Below are 16834 nucleotides of genomic sequence, written 5' to 3' on the forward strand. Positions count from 1 at the left end.
CCGCCCGGCCTCACGGCGTGCGGCATGCCGCACGACGGGGGGCCGGCCGGTGTCACGCTGAAGGCCCCGGGGCCGGAAACCACTCTCCGGGGTCTCCGGCCTCCGTGCCGCTCCGCCTGTCACGCATGCCACCCCGGCTACCACCCACCAGCAGGTGCCCTCGGCGTCTCGCGGCGAGAGCGCCTCACCGCGCCGCCGCGGCCGCCTCGACGATGAGGTCCGCGTAGCGATTCACCGGGTCCTCCGGCGCGGTGCCGTCGCGGAAGTAGAACGTGTGCGCGTCCCACGCGTCAGGCCGTGAGTCGTTGGCGAACATCCACAGCGCCCCGCCGCCCACGCCCTCTTCGCGCATGCACTCCAGCCAGCCCCGGTAGAGCGCGCGGCGCTGCGACAGGTCCAGGTCGCCCTCGTTGCGCAGCCCCAATTCCCCGACGAACAGCGGCTTGCCCAGGCTGCGCGCAATCGCCGCGTGCTCCGAAATCCACTTCGCCCCCGCCACCGCCGTGCCCGGGCCGTCCAGGCCCCAGGCCTCCGGATAGAAGTGCACGGACGCGAAGTCGATGAACGGTGACGCCGTGTTCCGCGCGAAGCTGGAGCCCGGCGTGCGCAGCATCGTCGAGCCCACCGCCGCCCAGAAGGGCGCGTCGTAGCCTTCCGGTGAAGGCTCGAAGCCCTCCTCCCCCGTGCCCACCAGGTGACCGGGCGCGTGCGCCTTCACCTCGCGCGCCACGTCGTCAATCCAGGCGCGCAGCTTCACGCCCTCCTTGTCCAGGCCCTTCCCGCGCGGCTCGTTGAGCAGCTCCCACGCGAGCACCGCCGGATGGTCGCCGTAGCGGATGCCATCCACCGTGTTCACCCGCTCCAGGAGCCGCGCCACGTGCGCCTTGTAGTGCGCCACCACGGACGGCTCGGTGAAGAAGCGGGGGTCGCCCTCCACCGGCCGCGGCAGCCCCGCCCACTCCACGTACTGCCGCGCCCCGCCATACGCGTCCCAGTAGTTGCCAAGCGTCAGCACCAGCCGCACGCCATGCACCCGCGCCCGCGCGAGCACGCGGTCCAGCCCCACGAGCCCCACCTCGTCGTACTGGAGCGGCGCCACCTGGATGGCGCTGTCGCCCACCTTCGACACCGCGTCGTTGTGCCCGTTGGTCCGCACCGCGCGCACGCCCAGCGCCGCCGCCTTCGCCAGCACCTCCTCCAGCACCGGCGACTCCGGCAGCCCGTGCCGCACATCTCGCGTCGCCTCCTCCTGGAGGAAGTACGCGTTGAGCACCATGCTCCCCGGGGGCAGCCGGTCCAGCTGCTGTGCCGCGCCTCCCGCGCAGTCCGCGGCGACGGCCTCCAGCATCACCGGCTCACCGTCCCCGCATGCGCAGAGGACGAGGGCCAGGGCGGCGGCGGTGCTCCGGCACGAAAAGGACATGGCCCACATGCTACCTGCGAGCTCCGCCTCGCGCACTGGCCCCGGGGTCCGCTAGCGTGCGCCTCCATGGAGCTCAGACTGGAAGGCGTGTCGAAGACCTACCCCAACGGCACTCGTGCGTTGCAGGGTGTCAACCTCACCATCCCCCGGGGCATGTTCGGCCTGCTCGGGCCCAACGGCGCCGGCAAGTCCACGCTGATGCGCAGCATCGCCACGCTGCAGGACGTGGACACCGGCAACATGACCTTCGACGGCATCGACCTGCGCCGCGACAGGGACAAGCTGCGCGAGGTGCTCGGCTACCTGCCCCAGGACTTCGGCGTGTACCCCAAGGTGACGGCCTGGGACATGCTGGACCACCTCGCCCAGCTCAAGGGAATCGCCCAGCGGGGCCCGCGCCATGACGCGGTGAAGGCGCTGCTCCAGAAGACCAACCTCTGGGAGCACCGGGACCGCCGGCTCGGCGGCTTCTCCGGCGGCATGAAGCAGCGCTTCGGCATCGCCCAGGCGCTGCTCGGCAACCCGAAGCTGCTCATCGTCGACGAGCCCACCGCCGGCCTCGACCCCGCCGAGCGCTTCCGCTTCCACAACCTGCTCGCGGAAATCAGCACCGACGTCGTGGTGCTCCTGTCCACGCACATCGTCTCGGACGTCGCGGACCTCTGCCAGAACATGGCCATCCTCGCGCAGGGCAACGTCGTGCTCAGCGGGCACCCGCTCAAGCTGGTGGACGCGCTCCAGCAGCGCGTGTGGAAGCGCTTCATCACCCAGCAGGAGGAGCTGGACGCGCTGATGAAGGAGCTGGAGGTCATCGCCGTGCGCCGCGTGGCCGGGCAGCGGCTGGTCCACGTCTACGCGGAGAGCGCTCCGCCGGGCTTCGAGCCCGCGAATCCCGACCTGGAGGACGTCTACTTCCACGCCCTGACCCGGGCCCAGAAGCAGTCCTGAAGGGGGGCACGCCATGTTCTCTGCCCTCGTGTTCTTCGAGCTGCGGCGCCGGGTGAAGATGATCTCCACCTGGGTCTACGCCGTGGTGCTGGCCGGCTCCGGCCTCCTGATGGCGATGGCCACCGGAGGCGTGTTCAAGAGCGTCTCCGCGGGCTCCGGCGCCGAGCGCGTCTTCGTCAACAGCCCCCACAGCCTCTTCGGCCTCATCACCTCGCTCGCCTTCTTCGGCCTGCTCATGGTGGCCGCCATCTTCGGCCAGGCCGCGTACCAGGACTTCGGCCACGGCACGTGGATGCTCATCTTCACGAAGAACGTGAAGAAGGCCCCGTACCTGCTCGGGCGCTTCCTGGGCGCGTACCTCTTCAGCGCGGTGCTGCTGCTGTCCATCCTCCCCGGCCTGGCGGTGGGCCTGCTCGTGGCGTGGCTGATGGACCACTCCCAGCTCACCACGCACCAGACGGCCGCGTACCTGTTGCCCTACGTCATCGGCGTGTGGCCCACGCTGTTCTTCACCGGCGCCCTCTTCTTCTCGTTGGCCGCGGTGTCACGGCGCATGGCCCCGGTGTACGTGGGCATCGTCGTGCTGGTGCTCGGCTACCTCGTCATCAGCGCGGCCGTCGGGGACGTGCAGTACCAGTACCTGGGCTCGCTGCTGGACCCGTTCGGGTTCATCACCTTCGAGACCGTGACGCGGTACTGGACGCCCGATGAGCGCAACCGCGACCTGGTGCCCCTGTCCGGCGTCCTGCTCGCCAACCGCCTCCTCTGGCTCGCCGCGGGTGCGGCGTTGCTGGGGCTCGCGGTGGCGCGGTTCCGCACCACCGTGGAGGAGCACAGCGGCCGGGGCGCGATTCGCGAGGCGGCCGCTCCGGCTCCCGTCGCCCTGCCCTCCGTCGCCGCCGCGCCGACGACGGGAAGCTGGCTTCGCACCGCGGTCTCCTCCGCGTGGCTCGCCTTCCGCGACGTCCTCCGCTCGCCCGTGTACTGGTCCTTCATCGTGGCCGGGCTCTCCTTCGTCACGCTCGGCATCCTCTTCTCGAACCAGATCTTCGGCACGCCCACGTACCCGGTGACGTGGCAGGTGCTGGAGCTCGCGATGGGCACGTTCCGCCCCTTCGTCCTCATCACCATCACCTTCTACGCGGGTGAGCTGGTGTGGAAGGAGCGCGACGCCGAGCTCGGGGACATCGTGGATGCCACGCGCGTCCCGACGTGGGTCGTCTACTCCGGGAAGCTGGGTGCGCTGCTGCTCGTCGCGCTCTCGCTCAAGGCGGTCGTCGCCGTCGCCGCGCTCGTGTCCCAGGTGGGCCGCGGCTTCTTCGACATCGAGTGGAGCCTCTACTTCACGCAGCTCATCCTCGTGGACTACCTGCGTGACGTGCTGCTGTGCGTGCTCGCCTTCTTCGCGCAGGTGCTCATCCACCAGAAGTACCTCGCGTACCTGGTGATGGTGCTCTACTTCGCGGCCCAGGCCGGACTGGGGCTGCTGGGCGTGGAGGACTCCCTCGTCCGCTATGCCTCCGAGCCGTCGGTGCAGTACTCGGACATGAACCGCTACGCGAACCTGCTCCCGGTCATCTTCTGGCACCGGCTGTACTGGTACGCGCTGGCGGCGCTCCTCGTCGCGACGGGCTACCTGCTCACCGTGCGCGGACGCGAGACACGCTGGAGGGAGCGGCTTTCCGCCGCGAAGGCCCGGCGCTCCACGGGCTGGACGCTGGCCGCCGCGCCGTCGCTGCTCGTGTTCCTGGGGGCCGGAGCGTTCATCTTCTACAACACGCACATCCTCAACCCGTATGTCACGGCGAAGGACAGGGAGCGCCAGACGGCCCGGTACGAGAAGGAGTACAGGTCCTACGCGGACCTGCCCCACCCTCGCATCATCGCCGCGGACGTCACCTTCCACATCCATCCGGAGCAGCTGCGGCTGGAGTCGCTCGGCACCTACCGCGTCCGCAACAAGACGCAGGCGCCCATCCAGAAGGTGCTCATCAGCCTGCCGCAGAATGCACGGGTGCGCGGGCTGTCCATCGCCGGGGCGGCCAGGCCCGTCTCACACGACACGGAGCTGGGGCTGTTCGTCTTCGAGCTGCCCACGCCGCTGGCCCCGGGCGCAGAGGCCGACCTCGCCTTCGACCTGGAGTTCGGCACACGCGGCTTCGAGCATGGGACGCAGCCCACGGACATCGCCGGCAACGGCACCTTCTTCAACAACACCCACCTCCCGGTGCTCGGCTACCAGAAGGACTCGGAGCTGGTGGAGGACGGGGACCGCAAGGAGTACGGCCTCGCGCCGAAGGAGCGCCTGCCGGACCGCGATGACCCGAAGGCCCGCGAGGACAACTACATCCGCCCGGACTCGGACTTCATCTCCTTCACGGCCACGGTGAGCACGTCGCCGGACCAGATTGCGGTGGCGCCGGGCTACCTGGAGAAGGAGTGGACGGAGAACGGCCGCCGCTTCTTCCGCTACAAGATGGACCAGCCCATCCTCAACTTCTTCTCCGTGCTGTCCGCGCGCTACGCCGTCACGCGCGACACGTGGCGCGACGTGAAGCTGGAGATCTACCACCACCCCACGCACACCTACGCGCTGGAGCGGATGATGCGCGGCATGAAGGACGCGCTGGCGTACTGCAGCGAGAGCTTCGGGCCGTACCAGCACCGGCAGGCGCGCATCCTCGAGTTCCCCCGCTACCAGATGTTCGCCCAGGCGTTCCCCAACACGATTCCGTACTCGGAGGGCCTCGGCTTCATCGCCCGCGTGCGCGAGGACAACGCCGACGACGTGGACTACCCGTACTACGTCACCGCGCACGAGATTGCCCACCAGTGGTGGGCCCACCAGGTGGTCGGCGGGCGCGCGCAGGGCGCCACGATGACGTCGGAAACCATGGCGCAGTACTCCGCGCTGATGGTGCTGAAGCACCGCTACGGGCCGACGAAGATGAAGCGCTTCCTCAAGTTCGAGCTGGACCGCTACCTCATGGGCCGCGCCATGGAGCGGAAGAAGGAAGTGCCCCTGTCCCGCGTGGAGAACCAGGCGTACATCCACTACAACAAGGGCAGCCTCGTGATGTACGCGCTGCAGGACTTCATCGGCGAGGAGCGCGTCAACCGCGCGCTGAAGCGCTACGTGGAGAAGGTCCGCTTCCAGGGCCCGCCGTACACGGGCTCCACCGAGCTGCTCGGCTTCCTGCGCGAGGAGACGCCTCCGGAGTACCAGTACCTCCTCGAGGACCTCTTCGACACCATCACCCTCTACGACAACCGCACCGTGTCCGCGACGACACGGAAGAACGACAAGGGCACGTGGGACGTCACCCTCAAGGTGATGGCGAAGAAGTACCGGAGCAACGACAAGGGCACCCAGACGGAACTGGACTTCAACGACTGGATGGACGTGGGCGCGCTCGACGAGAAGGGAGAGGCCCTCTTCCTGGAGAAGCGCAAGGTGCCCAAGGGCGAGTCGGAGATTTCCTTCACCGTCCCCGTGAAGCCCGCGAAGGTGGGCGTCGATCCGCTCAACGTGCTCATCGACCGCACGTCCAGCGACAACGTGACGGAGCCCACCGACGGAGAACCGGTGGCGATGAAGGCACAGCCCGCGCGCTGAGCCGCTCATCCTCCCGGCGGTGAGCACCGCCGGGAGCCTTCACCCGCGGAGGCGCAGCTCGAAGCCGTCCGAGCCGCGCATCACTGTCGCTCACGCGCGCCGCGGCTCGCGGGCGCCGCCGTGGCGCCATGCTTCACGGGGCAGCCCTTCGGGAAGGTGCCGAGCTGCTCCACGGCGTAGCCGTTCGGGTAGCTGCGGATGTTGGGCCGGCCGCGGCCGAAGAGCGGCTCGCTTCGCGGTGACAGCGCATAGCGCACGAACTTCCCCCGGGCCTTGAGCGCCAGGCGGAACACCTTCCGGCCGAGGGCAGAGGGGCGCGCATAGTGGAACGCGTCGAGCAGCGCGTCGTCCATGAGCGTCCGAGCGAACAGGTTCACCAGGCTCTTCGGCGCGAGGTGGGACGGGGGAAACGTCGCGAGCAGCTCGAGGGTGGCGTCCGCGACGGCCCTGCTGCGCGCGTCGAAAGCGAAGTGCCTCGCCTCGTAGCCATCCATCAGCGCGGCGAACGCGTCGAAGGTCTCCGGGATGTCCTGGATGCCCATGTGGCGACCGACGGCGCGGTAGTAGCACGTCCACGCCTCCACCTCGTGCGGGGTGAACGGCCGCCACCCGAACTCCGCGAGCCAGCGCACGGGCATCACCACGAAGGTGGAGAGCACGTAGCGCATGTCGTCATTGGAGATGTCGTAGGCGCCGTGCATCTGGTTCATGCGCCGGAAGGCACTCCTGCCGGCCGGGCTGGCCATGCCGTGCTCGAGAATCGCATCGAGGATGAGCACGGTGTCGTCGTAGCGCTTCTGGGTGCGCTGGTTGAACTCGCCCGTCTCGTGCAGCAGCACGCCGATGCTCGGCACCGCGTAGGTGCGGAACAGGGCGAAGCTGAGCGCCTGCTCGATGTCCCAGGGGAACTCCTGGGTGGAGAGGATGCGGACAATCTCCTCGTACTGCGTCTGCGCGTCGAGACGGTCGGTGTGGTCGCGAAGTGCGTAGCGGTTCATCCGGATTCCCCCCTCGATGATAGCCGCACCCTGACACGTCTTCTGTTCGACGCCCAACACTGGTCGTGCTAGGACGCGAAGCAGACCTGCTTCCGAGGGGGGGCGGGGAATGAATCCAATCCCGGCCTCATCCGCTCGTCACACGCCACTGCTCTCCACGCCCGTCATGGCCCAGGTCCTGGAACGTCGGACCACCGGCTGGGCGGTGGGCGCCCTGGCCGCCGCCCATCTGGGCCTGCTGCACTTCGGCCTGCCCGCGTGGCCGTGCCCCCTCCAGAGCACGCTGGGAGTCCCCTGCCCGGGCTGCGGACTGTCCCGGGCAACGACGGCCCTGCTTCATGGCGAATGGCGGAGCGCGCTGACCTGGCACGCCTTCGCCCCGTTCCTGCTGGCGGCGCTGGTGCTCATCACCGGCATGGCGTTCCTCCCCGAAGCGGCCCGGCGCCGGGGCATCGACGCGGTCGCCCGCTTCGAGCGGCGCACCCGGGTGACGGCCCTGCTGCTGGTGGCGCTGATGGCCTACTGGCTCGTCCGGCTTCTCGTCTTTCGCGGCACATTCATCGACTCAACCCTCGGCTGAACCCCACAACACCACGCAAGGAGACACACAATGGGAACGATTTTCGGTCTGCTCGGCATGCTCTGCGGCATTGGCAACCTGATCTGCTTCATCATGGTCCTCATCAAGCTGTTCCAGGCCAAGGGCGCGCTGCACGGCATCCTGGGCTTCTTCTGCGGCATCTACACCTTCATCTGGGGCTGGATGAACGTGGAGCAGAACCAGAACAAGAACATCATGCTCGCGTGGACGGGCACGCTCCTGGCCGGCATCGTGTTCAACATCCTCGGCGGTGCGATGTCGAGCTCGTAGTCGTCGCGAGCCGGTCCCCGGTTGTACCGGGACGGGCCTCTCGGGCCCGTCCCGCGCGCGGCATGCCGAGCACCTCGCCGCCCTTCGAAACCCTGGCGCACAGACGCCACGACTCCTTCAGATCCGCCCATGAAGCGCGGCAAGCCCGAAAACCAGTTCGCGGCCATTGATTGAACGTTCTCCGGCGGCATCGCGCGCAGCCAGTGGACGACCCAGGACTTCCCTTCGGTGGCCGCCGCCGGCAACCTCGAACTGGTGGGGCGGATGCTGGACGCCGGCCTCGACCCCGACTGGACCCAGTTCAAGGGCAACCCGACGGCCCTGATGCTGGCCGCGCGCTGTGGCGAACTGCGTGTAGTGGACCTCCTGCTCGCACGCCGTGCCAGCGTGAATCACCGTACGGACAAGGGACTCACCGCGCTGCACATGGCACTGTTCAAACCGTCGGCGTGCGTGCACGGCCCCATCGTTCGCAGCCTGCTGGCGGCGGGGGCCGATCCCGATGTGCCCGACGATGAAGGGCAGCGACCGCTGCAGCGCGCACTGGCGCATGCGGTGCCGGCGCTCGTGCAGGCCTTGCTCGAAGCCGGTGCCGACCCATTCATCCAAGACCGCGCCGGCCGCATGCCCGCCAACTGGGCGCCGACCGATGGCAAAGACGCCGATGCCATCCGCGAGTTGCTGGAGACAGCGCGCAAGGGGCAGGCGTCCGACGGCTCCTGACGGCCCAGCGGGCCCGCCCTCCCCCTCCCTGAAGGCAGGGGCAGGACGGGCCGGACTGTCCACTCAGTTGAACGTGGCGATGAGCGAGCCGCCCGTGAAGCCGCCCTTCGCGCCGTATACCTGGAGGTAGTACTTGCCCGGCTCGAAGCCGTTCAGGTTGCAGGTCTCCGTGCCGTGCTCGTTCACGCCGCGGCAGTCGTAGGAGAAGAACGAGGGCACCGAGGCGCGCTGGACATACAGGTCCGCGTTGCCCGTGCCTTGCAACCGGACGTGCACGTTGCGGGTGCCGCCGCCTCCCGCGCGCTCGGGAATCTGGACGGTGAACACCTGGGAGGAGCCCGCGGCGCCGGACAGGCCGGTGACCGAGACCCCGGGCTCGACAACCACGTAGCCCCCCGTCCACGTCACCACCAGCGACACCCCGCTGAAGGCGGTGAAGCCGTTCAGCATCACGTACCAGATGCCGTCGCCGGGTTCCGCGAAGGTGCACACCTCGTTGTTGCCGCTCCTGTAGGGGCGGCAGTCATAGAGGGTGGTCGTCGGGGCCGCGCCCCGGCGCACGTAGAGGTCCGCGTCGCCCGCGCCGCCAGAGAGGGTGAAGGTCAGGTCCCTGGCGCCCTCGGGCACCTTCACCTGGAAGTACCACTTCTCGCTCCGCGCACCGGAGAGGTCCGTGAGCGGGACGTCCTTCTCCAGAATCGGCGGCGGGGGATGACGGATGATCTCATCGACGCCCACGGCCTTCCAGGCAGCGGTGACCGAGCCCGTCGTCGCGGCGTCATGACCGAGTTGCACCGAGGCCTGCTCCGCGGCCGTCTTCGCATCCAGGAAGCGGGAGGACGGCAGCAACAGGTCCTCGTTCATCTTGTAGACAATGCGCGCGGCCTTCTCGATGCCGATGCCCGACACCGGGCTCTGCCCGGGGAAGCGCGGATGCAGGCCGCCCTCGGACAGCAGGTAGAAGGCCAGGTTGGAGATGCCTGAGCTGTAGTGCACGTCCACGCCCGACTCATAATCCTCGTAGTGGTCCAGCGAGGAGCCGTCCAGCGTGGGGTTGTGCATGTAGCGCAGCGCGTCCCCGGGAATGTCGGGCGTCCAGACCTCCTCGGCGAAGAGCCACGTGTTGGCGTCCACCACCCGGCCCTTGCTGTGCCACTCGCAGACGGCGCCGAAGATGTCGGAAATGGACTCGTTCAGGCCCCCGGACTCTCCGGAGTAGATGAGGCCCGACGAGTGGTCCGTCACGGCGTGGGTCAGCTCGTGTGCCGTCACGTCCACCGCGCGGGCAAGGTTGCTCGCCGTCGTGCCGTCGCCATCGCCGAACACCAGCTGCGTGCCATCCCAGTAGGCATTCACGTAGTGGGTGCGGTGGTGCACCGTGCTGATCAACTGTGCCCCCGCGTTGTCATACGAGTCGCGGCCGAAGAGGTTGCTGAAGCACTCGTACACGGAGCCCAGGTGGTCATAGGCGATGTTGACGATGGGGTCCGCCACCGGCGGGTCTCCCTCGGAGCGCGCGGGGACGCCCGGCAGCGGCGTCTGGTTCCCGCCGTCGTAGACACGGCGGAAGCGCGCGGAGTGGATGTGCGAGATGCGCAGGAAGGCGTCCCCGCTGCGCGCATTGACGAGCACGGAGTCATGCAGCGGCGTGCCGTCCTCCTTCGTTCCCTTCACGCGCACGTCGTACGCCAGCACGAGCTGCTCACCCTCGCGCCAGTAGACGAGCCGGGGCTCGCCGCTCACTGTGGCGCCCGCGGGTGACTCGCGGTCCTCCTTCGCCACGGCGATGGCGGCCTCGGCCGGGACGGAGGCCTTGTCCGGCGCCAGCAGGTCTCCGCGCGCGTTGGTGTTCGCCGCGAAGACGGCGCCATCACGGGCGTGCAGGCGCAGCTCCCCGCCATACACCTCGATGCCGTTGTGCCTCACGCCGTAGCGGTAGTGCGCGTCCCCATCGAAGCCCACATAGGCCTTCTTCAGATAGAGGTCGCCGGGGTTCAGCCGGAACAGCGGTGCCACGCGCTCCAGCACGGGCAGCAACCGGGCCGGCTGGATGGAGTGGACGGCCTCGGCCCCTGTCGGCACGGCGCCCAGGGGGCCGGTGACGAAGGTGGGAACCGCGGCCTCGTCGACAGCCACCACCTGGAGGCCCTCCAGGGCCGCGGGCGCTTTCTCCACCACCGCGTCCGGCGGTTTGCCCGAGGGCGTGACCTCGGTGCAGGCACCCGCAAACCAAGACAGCAACGAGATACCCAGGGCACCACGCAATCGCTTCTCCAGCATGCATCCCCCTTGCGTGAAGGTGTGATCGCACATGCTGGATGCACCAGCAGCTGGATTACAAGGACGTGCCGCCCTTCTATACACATTCCCAATCAGGAGTTGACACGACACGGCGGCGGAGAGGTCAGACAGGGCCAACCATGCCCGCACCGTGTCCGCCACCGCCATGGGATGCGCAGGGTGGGAGCACTCACCGGTGCCGCACCGCGCATAGGAGAAACAGGAGCCCTGTTGCGAGTGGGCGTGGGGCGCTGAGGAGACAACAATGTCCTCCATGACGGTGCTCCCCATTCCCGAACTGCCCCTCTGAGCTGGTTGCCGCACGCACCTCCCCTGGCGCGCCATGAGGGCGCCGGGGCTCGCGCCAGCATGGAGGGTTGAACAGGGGATGCCCCAGTGGACCGGTTCCCCTCAGAGGGACTGCTCCGGTGGCCAGCGCGCAGGCGCGGCGCAGGAGTGGCTTGCTGCTTCAGGTGCTGGAGGATGCGGCGCAGGGCCGCTCCATTCGGCAAGACGTGGAGTTGCACCCGTTCGAGGCTGCGGTGGTCGGGTTGGCGTAGGGAGAAGTTACACACTAGCCTTCATGAAGGTGGCATCTCGCGAGCGGACGAGGTAGGAAACGACCGGGATGGCAGACGACTTCGCGAAGACTGCAGAGCGGATGATGTCAGACGCGCGCGCCTTGCGCCTAGCCGAGTCACATCGGAACGCCTGCTACCTAGCAGGCTACGTCGTTGAGTGCACACTGAAGGTGCTCTTGGAGAAGGCAGGTGTGCCACCCGAGCATACGCATGACCTAGAGTCGCTCCATGACGAAGTGACGCAGTTACTATTGGTCGGCAATACGGTAGTGGCTCGTTACGGAGACCCGGCAAGCCTTGCACCGACCCTGCTACAGCAGATTGCTCCGCCAAAGCCGCGCAAGAACCGAGGCCCTCGGTACTTCTGCCACTGGGACCCTGAGCACCGCTACGATGGCTCACGCTGGGACTCCAAACAGATATCCGAAGTCTATCTGCGTGAATCCGACAAAACCATTGATACTATCGTCAGCATGTTCATTGACGGAGTTCTGTGATGGCACATATCGCTGATGCATGGAAAGCCTGTGACGAATACACCCTGGAACTAGCGGCGCGCTTTCCATCCGCCACCTTCACGTGCGTACGAGACATTTATGGCCGCTGCTCGTTCGCTGTCGAAGGGTTGCCTTTGGAAGAGGTCGAAAGACTCAAGGCCGAGGTTGAGGCTCGTGAGGACATCCGCCCCTATCTGGGCACCATGGGAGTGCAACTCCTGCATGAAGGCAGTTCCCTAGCGAAGACTGTAAATAATCTGCGCAGGCAGTTATTGGGGCGCTCTAATGCCTTCGTCGTTGAGCGACTGCTTTCCAATGAGTCATGGATTCGGGGCACTGACAGAAACCCGGAGGACTGGCCCCCCGTCATCGCATTCTACTCATTCAAGGGAGGCGTTGGACGAACGACCACAACCGCACTGACGGCGCTGACGCTGGCACGGGAAGGTAGGCGGGTCGTAGTCATCGATCTCGACTTGGAGGCGCCTGGAATCGAGGGCTACTTCTTCGCGAATGATGATCCCAGTGGGAAGGTACGTGCAGGCGTGGTGGACTACCTTCTTGAGCGAGCGCTCTTTGGGGATGAATACAAACCTGAGCTAGACGACTTCGTGCTGCCCTGCTCTGATCAGGCAATAGCAGCTACCGGAGGCTCCCTGGTCATCGTCCCCGCCGGGCGTATCGACGATACATACATGGAGCGCCTGGGGAGGATAAACCTAGCCGAAATTGGTCGCAAGCAGGGGCTAGAGAACCCGTTACGTGCACTCATTGGGGACGTACTCGAATGGCGCGCCGCAGATGTCGTGTTGGTGGACTGCCGGACCGGCTTTACAGACTTGGGCGGCATCACTCTTAATGGTCTGTCTACTCTGGACGTGCTTGTCTTCCGTGGTGGCGAGGCGGACAGGCGCTACCTACCCATCGTGCTTGAGCACATCCAGCGTTTCCGGGAGGTACGGGAACTCACACCTGAGGCGGCAGATCAACTCGCACGCAGTTTCCTCATCGTCTATACGATGGTGGAGCTACCTCCGCGGATGGAGGACGCTGAACAATATGTGGCAGAGATACGCCGCTCCACGGGCGAGGCCTGTTGGAAGCATATTTTCGAGCGTTTCTCTGGCAGCGGGTATGCATACCCGAGTGACAAGTCGCAGGACTCTCCCCTGGAACCCGTACCCCATGATGTCGTCCTTATTCCCTACCTGAAGGACTTCTTCATGGTAGGCGCGGTCTCCGACATGCTGCGGTTGCAGGCAGAGCGACCCGAGCGCCCATACGACGTGCTGGTGAAGCGGCTTCTCGACGTCAAATTGGCTCCCCCTGTACAGCGCGCCGACGTTGATACTGCGGCGCCGAAGGAGCAGCCACAGCCTTCCATCCGACAGAGAGCATTGGAGGCGCTCAAGCAGGTAACCGAGAGCCCAGCAGGTGAGCGTGAGTTCATCACCCTTGAGGACTTCCGCCAAAGGTTCTTGCCCCGCACTGCGTACCGGACGCTTTTGGATCCAAAAGCTTTCCTAGTTCTAGGACGCAAAGGGGCCGGCAAGTCCGCGCTATTCCAAATCCTAACACAGGAGGAGGTCGCCCGTGCCCTCGCCAGCCACTTGGGACTGGACTCTCGCCTCATCGAGAGGACACGGTGGGAGGTCGGATTCGCTGTGGGCGACGGCTTTCCAGCTCGCGATGACTTTGTGAGCATCCTAAATACCGCAGAGGGAGATCCGGATCTGCTTGCGAATTTTTGGCGGGCGCTAGCAGCCTTTCGGCTTTCCCTCGTCTTCAATGAGCGACCACTACCCGAACTTCTCACTCTTGAATCCTGTATTACAACGCTTGGTGACTCAAAGACGCAGTCTGCGGTGCGCCATTGGTTGGCGCAACTTGACCAAGACTTGTCTCAGGATGACCGTCTTTGCTGCCTAAGCTATGACGATCTAGACACGGCGTTACCGCGTGACAGCCGAAAGCGCGGTCTCTTAGTCTCCTCCTTAGTTGAATACTGGCAGCATTCCGTGCGACGGTGGCCTCGGATCCGCGCCAAGTTGTTCTTGCGCGAGGACATCTGGAATCGCGAGGTCACCGAGGTGACCGATAAAGCTAAACTTCGAGATGGAATAGACCGTGGCACCCTCACGTGGGATGGTCCAGACATCTATCGGACGGTGCTCAAGCGACTTGGACACGACGATTCCATCCGGCAACTTTTCCGGCAGGAAGGATTGTGGCTGGCAAGCTTTGACGCGATGTTGGAACAGCCGCTCGGATTCATTCCTCCGGACGATGAGGAATGGATACGCAAGTGTATTCATGTGCTTGCGGGCGAGACAATGGCATCTGGCCCCTCCGGCTACAAGAAAGGCTATGTCTACACTTGGGTTCTAAACCACATATCCGACTCGGCGGAATTGTTGCGCCCACGGAACGCTTTGCTTCTGTTTTCCGAGGTTGCGAAGCTCCAAGAAAACCCTGAAGAGACAGGCGCACTTCTCAGTCCGAGACGGTTTATGGAAGCCCTCCGAGGTAATGTTTCGCAGCAGGCGGTGGAGGATCTGCGAGCCGAGTTCAAGCAGGAGTGGTCTATTGGCGATGAGTGGCTGCCGGATATCTTTTCCGCCTTCGAATACGTCTGGCCGGTCGAGGAGGATGCTCTCGTCGGGTTCCTCAAGAAGAAGCTAAAAGCGGACGCAAAACTCGTGATGGAGAAGGTCGAGCATATGCGAGACGCCGGGCTGCTTGAGCGTCGAGCGTGGCGGGGACGAAAACCCCAACTCCAAATTCCCGATATCTACCTCTTCGGGCTGGGCTTGACGCGCAAGGGATAACACTGCCGCGTCATGGCCTGAGTGGTAGACAGGTCGGCCGAGTCTGCAGTTGCGAGGCCAAGCGAGGAGGAGGCACCTACCGCAGCGGCAGCGGTGAGCACCTCCGGTCGCGCCAGTCCCGCAACCTACACTAGGGTGCTGGACGCCACCACGCACATCTATCTCTATGAGGTCACCGTCATGATGGAGCCCTCCACCGAGCGCGAGGAGGGCCGGAACGCGGACCTCTCGTCCACGAGGGCTTCGTCGCGGGTCGCCTGACGCAGAGCACCGTCAGCGCGCCCTTCGTGCTCATCGCGGGCTAGGTTGCGGCGGAGGACCGGATGCTGCTGAACAACCTGTACTTCACCGCAGACTAGGAATCAGCAACACGCCGACTCCCTCCGGCGTGCTCCCAACCGACCGGCGCCCGGGAGGCCGGGGCACACCACTTTGGTGGCACAACCCCTTCGCGAGCGCGCCGTATCCTCCGCGCAACATCAGGGGGAGCCGTATGGGGCCTGTCTCGCACTGGCTTGCTGGCGCAGTGCCCGGGAGGACTCCCTCCTGGTGCCCACCACCCCGCGCCAGCGTGTCACACACGTGTCGTCACGCGTCTGGGACATGTCGCGTCAGACGTGCGTCGGGCACATATGGTATCCCCGGAATTCTTCACTTGGAGGATCCACATGACGTTCCGTAGTTTCGCGCTCGCCTGCGCCCTGTCCCTCGGCGCCACCGCCTGTGACAACACATCCCCCGATGAGTCGCTGGTCGTCCCCGTGGAGGAGACGGGAGTCTCCACCGCCGCGGCGACGGCCACCCGCATCTACGCGTACGAGCCCACGGGCACGCACGAGCTCAGCTTCGAGACGCTGGGCACCTTCGAGACGCGCAACAACCGCCGCGTGCTCGTGATTCGCGGCACCACCAACCGCTACATCCAGGATGTCTTCAGCTTCGTGCCGGATGACGCCTTCGGCACGGCGAACGTCATCAGCGAGCGGCGCTTCGAGGTGGTCCTCGAGGAGGGCCACGAGCTGAACACGATGCTCTCCGGGACGCCGCTGCTGGTCTCCATCGACACCTTCACGGGCTGGCCGACGCGGTACTACGCGCAGATCATCCTCTCGCCCCGCTTCTTCGACTTCCGCGGGCCGACCTCCATCAACGTCTTCGAGAACGTCGACCCGGTCTACGTGCGCAACGCCGCCGGCACCGACGACCTGATGTATCGCGGCCGGGTGGACTCTGCGGCCACGTCGCTCACCGTCACCGCGCCGGACGGCGTGCCGGCGGTCTCCCGCGTGGACGCGGACACCTTCCAGCTGGACTGGCGCTACCCGCAGGTGCACCAGGCCGTGGACCCGCACACGATTCCCCTCACCTTCACCGCCGCGCTCAACGGCGGCACCGTGGTGGACGAGACGGCGCGCCTGGTGGTGCGCGTCACCGGGCTGGCCATCAGCACCCACGACGACCCGTACCAGACGTGGCCGTCCCCCTCCTGCCAGCTGTCCGTCTACAACTGCATCCACGCGCAGCCCGCGGGCACGCTGGACTTCGGCGCGTGTGGCACCTACCGCCAGGTGCAGCGCTGCATGTACGCGAGCGCCTGCGAGATGCTCCCGGGCGAGCCGCTGTCGGTGACGCAGATTGACGCCTCGGCCCTGGAGCCCATGCGCCAGTCGAACGGGCTGAGCGCCATCGACGCGTACAGCACCCCGGAGTGCCCGGCCACGCCGGTGACCGTCCAGGCGGTGGTGGACTACATCGCCGAGACGACGCGGGCCCTGCCGCCGTCCGATTACGGCGAAGTCACCGACCGCGCCGGCCTGGTGGACACCTACTTCTTCGGCTCGAGCAACGACCCGCTGCTGGCCGCCATCGACGCGTTCGCGGGCGGTGGCCCCATCCAGGCGTGGCTCGGCGGGGAAGAGGTCCCCTGCCACAACTGCCACCTCCACAAGGACTACGCCTTCCTGTTCTACCCGAACAGCGGCAAGGCCGTCTTGCTGGTCAGCACCCACGGCTACGACTGGTGATGCCCCCCTGCCCGGGCCCCCAGCGGCCCGGGCAGTCCTCCTCCA

11 protein-coding genes are annotated in these 16834 nt (G+C 66.4%); 8 read left to right on the forward strand and 3 right to left on the reverse strand.

Annotated elements, in window-relative coordinates; genetic code table 11:
- Positions 1 to 184: 184 nt before the first annotated feature.
- Positions 185 to 1423: a glycoside hydrolase 5 family protein gene (locus ACX9TP_RS26410; protein ID WP_482973384.1), complete on the reverse strand. Its 1239-nt coding sequence runs from the start codon at positions 1421 to 1423 to the stop codon at positions 185 to 187.
- A 66-nt stretch (positions 1424 to 1489) separates the two neighbouring features.
- Here ACX9TP_RS26410 and ACX9TP_RS26415 point away from each other — a divergent pair, with 66 nt between their 5' ends.
- Together ACX9TP_RS26415 and ACX9TP_RS26420 are read left to right on the forward strand one after the other, a co-directional pair.
- Positions 1490 to 2371, forward strand: a complete 882-nt coding sequence (locus tag ACX9TP_RS26415; RefSeq protein ID WP_482973385.1) for an ABC transporter ATP-binding protein — start codon at positions 1490 to 1492, stop codon at positions 2369 to 2371.
- A 13-nt stretch (positions 2372 to 2384) separates the two neighbouring features.
- Positions 2385 to 5987, forward strand: a complete 3603-nt coding sequence (locus ACX9TP_RS26420; RefSeq protein WP_482973386.1) for an ABC transporter permease/M1 family aminopeptidase — start codon at positions 2385 to 2387, stop codon at positions 5985 to 5987.
- An 80-nt stretch (positions 5988 to 6067) separates the two neighbouring features.
- On the opposite strand, the gene ACX9TP_RS26425 is transcribed toward ACX9TP_RS26420, so the two are convergent.
- Positions 6068 to 6985: an oxygenase MpaB family protein gene (locus ACX9TP_RS26425; RefSeq protein WP_482973387.1), complete on the reverse strand. Its 918-nt coding sequence runs from the start codon at positions 6983 to 6985 to the stop codon at positions 6068 to 6070.
- A gap of 109 nt (positions 6986 to 7094) precedes the next feature.
- On the opposite strand from ACX9TP_RS26425, the gene ACX9TP_RS26430 reads away from it, so the two are divergent.
- The 3 genes from ACX9TP_RS26430 to ACX9TP_RS26440 all read left to right on the forward strand — a co-directional run bounded on the left by ACX9TP_RS26430 (position 7095) and on the right by ACX9TP_RS26440 (position 8579).
- Positions 7095 to 7565, forward strand: coding sequence for a DUF2752 domain-containing protein (locus ACX9TP_RS26430; protein WP_482973388.1), 471 nt, complete (start codon positions 7095 to 7097; stop codon positions 7563 to 7565).
- Positions 7566 to 7595: 30 nt separating this feature from the next.
- Entirely contained in the window at positions 7596 to 7856 is a 261-nt protein-coding gene (locus tag ACX9TP_RS26435) for a hypothetical protein (RefSeq protein ID WP_482973389.1), read from the forward strand.
- Between the two features lie 228 nt (positions 7857 to 8084).
- Complete coding sequence (locus ACX9TP_RS26440) at positions 8085 to 8579, forward strand: ankyrin repeat domain-containing protein (RefSeq protein ID WP_482973390.1); 495 nt, start codon at positions 8085 to 8087, stop codon at positions 8577 to 8579.
- Positions 8580 to 8642: 63 nt separating this feature from the next.
- On the opposite strand, the gene ACX9TP_RS26445 is transcribed toward ACX9TP_RS26440, so the two are convergent.
- Positions 8643 to 10820, reverse strand: coding sequence for a M4 family metallopeptidase (locus ACX9TP_RS26445; protein ID WP_482973391.1), 2178 nt, complete (start codon positions 10818 to 10820; stop codon positions 8643 to 8645).
- 667 nt (positions 10821 to 11487) lie between these two features.
- Between ACX9TP_RS26445 and ACX9TP_RS26450 the strand changes: the two genes are divergently transcribed.
- The 3 genes from ACX9TP_RS26450 (at position 11488) to ACX9TP_RS26460 (ending at position 16789) form a co-directional block, all read left to right on the forward strand.
- Positions 11488 to 11937, forward strand: a complete 450-nt coding sequence (locus tag ACX9TP_RS26450) for a HEPN domain-containing protein (protein ID WP_482973392.1) — start codon at positions 11488 to 11490, stop codon at positions 11935 to 11937.
- Positions 11937 to 14765 carry a KGGVGR-motif variant AAA ATPase gene (locus tag ACX9TP_RS26455; protein WP_482973393.1) on the forward strand — a complete coding sequence of 943 codons (2829 nt, stop codon included), beginning with the start codon at positions 11937 to 11939 and terminating at the stop codon, positions 14763 to 14765. The genes ACX9TP_RS26450 and ACX9TP_RS26455 overlap by 1 nt, the downstream gene beginning before the upstream one ends.
- Before the next feature lie 668 nt (positions 14766 to 15433).
- Complete coding sequence (locus tag ACX9TP_RS26460; RefSeq protein WP_482973394.1) at positions 15434 to 16789, forward strand: hypothetical protein; 1356 nt, start codon at positions 15434 to 15436, stop codon at positions 16787 to 16789.
- Positions 16790 to 16834 lie beyond the last annotated feature (45 nt).

Source organism: Pyxidicoccus sp. M15 (assembly GCF_056858435.1).